General features: G+C 68.8%; 4 protein-coding genes. All 4 read left to right on the top strand.

From position 1 onward, the window contains the following. Positions 1-160: 160 nt before the first annotated feature. Entirely contained in the window at positions 161-1,732 is a 1,572-nt protein-coding gene (gene nadB, locus VIB55_RS03855) for an L-aspartate oxidase (RefSeq protein ID WP_331875350.1), read from the top strand. Positions 1,733-1,800: 68 nt separating this feature from the next. Next, positions 1,801-2,043, top strand: a complete 243-nt coding sequence (locus tag VIB55_RS03850; RefSeq protein ID WP_331875349.1) for an addiction module protein — start codon at positions 1,801-1,803, stop codon at positions 2,041-2,043. Continuing rightward, a complete protein-coding gene (locus VIB55_RS03845; protein ID WP_331875348.1) occupies positions 2,040-2,354 on the top strand; it encodes a type II toxin-antitoxin system RelE/ParE family toxin in 315 nt (104 codons plus the stop codon). Before VIB55_RS03850 ends, VIB55_RS03845 begins: the two co-directional genes overlap by 4 nt. Next, the coding region (locus tag VIB55_RS03840) for a 23S rRNA (pseudouridine(1915)-N(3))-methyltransferase RlmH (RefSeq protein WP_331875347.1) at positions 2,351-2,578 on the top strand (228 nt) is incomplete at its 3' end. The genes VIB55_RS03845 and VIB55_RS03840, both read left to right, overlap by 4 nt.

The following is a 2,578-nucleotide window of genomic DNA, read 5'->3' as shown; positions in this document are numbered from 1 at the left end:
CGGGACGGTGGATGGTGATGACGCACAAGGATGCGGTGAAGCTCCGGCCGTTGCTGCCGGATTCCTCCCGGGCGTACGTGCTGGAGCAGAGCGTGGAGATCGAGAGCGGGGCGGACGTGCTGGATGCGGCGCTGCGGAGCGTGCTGCGGGAGAGGGCGCGATGATGCAGGCCGACGTCGTGGTGATCGGCAGCGGCATCGCGGGGCTGTCGTTCGCGCTCAAGGCGGCCAAGTACGGCACCGTGGCGCTCATCACCAAGAAGAGCCGCCCCGACAGCAGCACCAACTACGCGCAGGGCGGCATCGCGGCCGTGTTCGCCGACGACGATTCGCCCGCGCTGCACATGGAAGACACGCTGGTGGCCGGCGCCGGCCTCTGCCACCCCGACGCCGTGGACGTGCTGGTGCGCGAGGGGCCGGAGCGCGTCCGCGAGCTGATCGAGCTGGGCGTGGCATTCACGCGGGCCGGCGAAGACCTGTCGCTGGGGCTGGAGGGCGGCCACTCGCGCCGTCGCATCGTCCGCGCGGACGACCTGACGGGGCGCGAGATCGAGCGTGCCCTGCTGGCCGCCGCGGCGGAAACGGGGAACGTGCGGGTGTTCGAGAACCACCAGGCCGTGGACCTGCTGACGGCGACGGACCCCGGTACCTTGGGCGAGCGCTGCTGCGGCGTGCTGGTGCTGGATGCGGAGACGGGCGAGCTGCTGCCGTTCCTGGCGCGCGCGGTGATGCTGGCGACGGGCGGATGCGGGCAGGTGTATCGCCACACGACCAATCCGGCGATCGCCACGGGGGACGGCGTGGCGATGGCGTACCGGGCGGGCGCCAAGGTGGCGAACATGGAGTTCATCCAGTTCCATCCCACCGCGCTGTATCCGGCGCGTGATCGCACCTTCCTGATCTCCGAGGCCGTCCGCGGCGAGGGCGCGGTCCTCCGGCGGCGCGACGGGACGCCGTTCATGCAGGACTACCATCCGCTGGCGTCACTGGCGCCCCGCGACGTGGTGGCGCGGGCCATCGACCGCGAGATGAAGGAGTCCGGCGACGCCTTCGTGCTGCTGGACTGCTCGGGCATCGCGGAGCACGAGATCCGCGAACGTTTCCCAAACATCCTGCGGGAAACGTCCGAGCGGGGGATCGACATGCTGCGCGAGCCGCTGCCCGTGGTGCCCGCCGCGCACTACCTCTGCGGCGGCGTGCTGACGGACACGGACGGGCGCACCTCCGTCCCCGGCCTGTACGCCGCGGGAGAGACGGCCTGCACGGGCGTGCACGGCGCCAACCGCCTGGCCAGCAACTCGCTACTGGAGGCCGTCGTCTTCGCCCACCGCGCCGCCGCGCGCCTGGGCCCGCAGCTCAGCGTCACGCGTCCGCTGACCCCCGAGCACGTGCACGCGCCCACGGGAACGACCGACGTGGATCCCGCGTTCCTGACGGAGGAGCGCGAGTCCATCCGCAACCTGATGTGGGACCTGGTGGGGATCGTGCGCTCCGACGCGCGCCTGGCCGAGGCCGAGCTGCGGCTGCGCGCCATCTCGCTCAAGGTGAACGCCGTCTGGGCAGACTGCCGCCCCACCGACGACCTTGTGGAGCTCCGCAACCTGGTGCAGACCGCGCTGCTGATCGTCCGCTGCGCCCTGCGCCGCAAGGAGAGCCGCGGGCTGAACTACAATCTTGACAATCCGTACAAAGACAACGAGCATTCCCTCCGCGACACCATCGTGGTCCGGTAGGTGTAGCAAACTCGGGCCCGCGTATCTGGCGCTTACGATGCGGACGAAACCATACAGGCGAGGGTACCATGGCGAAGCTGGAAGAAGAAATAGATCTCCTCGAAGAACTGGAAAGTGCCGCGTTGCAGCTACCGCGCGACGACAGAGCACGGCTCACGGAGCGGCTTTTGGCCAGCCTGGACGAGGATCCGGTGGTTGAGCAGGCTTGGGCGAAAGAGATCGCGAAGCGGGTTCGGGCCTATCGGGCAGGGGAAACGAAGACGTACTCAGCCGAGGAGGTTTTTCAGGCAGGCGAGGAACTGCTTCGGTGAAGCACCGGCTGCGATTCGATGAAGCTGCGAGGGCCGAGTACATCTCTACCTTGAAGTTCTATCGTGGCGATGGCTCGAAGCTGGCGCGGGCGTTTGCGGCCGAGTTCCGCCGCGTGTCCCTGTTGCTCGAGCGGCACCCAATGCTTGGTGCCCCGTACTACAGCGGCACGCGGCGGAAACTCCTCGCACGGTTTCCGTACGCACTTATCTACCTGATCGACGGTAGCGATGTCGTCGTCGTCGCTCTCGCCCACCAGAGGCGCGAGCCGTTCTACTGGGTCGACCGGCTGAACAATGGCGAGGAGCGGTGAAGCTCGTCGTCGCGTCCGTCGGGAAGGCGAAGGGGGCGATCGGGGACGCGATCGGCGAGTATGAGTCGCGGGTGCGGCGGTACTTTGCGTTCGAGGCGCACGAGGTGAAGGAGGAGCAGTACCGGGGCAAGGGCGACGCGACGCGCGTGCGCGACGAGGAGGGAAGGCGGTTGCTGGCGCGCGTGCCCGCCGGCGCGGAGATCGTGGCGCTACACGAGACGGGG

The sequence above is a fragment of the Longimicrobium sp. genome, from assembly GCF_036554565.1.
Classification (GTDB): Bacteria; Gemmatimonadota; Gemmatimonadetes; order Longimicrobiales; family Longimicrobiaceae; genus Longimicrobium.
Note: the sequence above shows the minus strand (reverse complement) of the source record. Positions and strands in the feature narration are given on the sequence as shown.

Bases quoted from the DNA above. Each gene is read 5' to 3' on its own strand.
- nadB (WP_331875350.1), top strand. From the start codon at position 161: ATGATGCAGGCCGACGTCGTGGTGATCGGCAGCGGCATCGCGGGGCTG.
- VIB55_RS03850 (WP_331875349.1), top strand. From the start codon at position 1,801: ATGGCGAAGCTGGAAGAAGAAATAGATCTCCTCGAAGAACTGGAAAGT.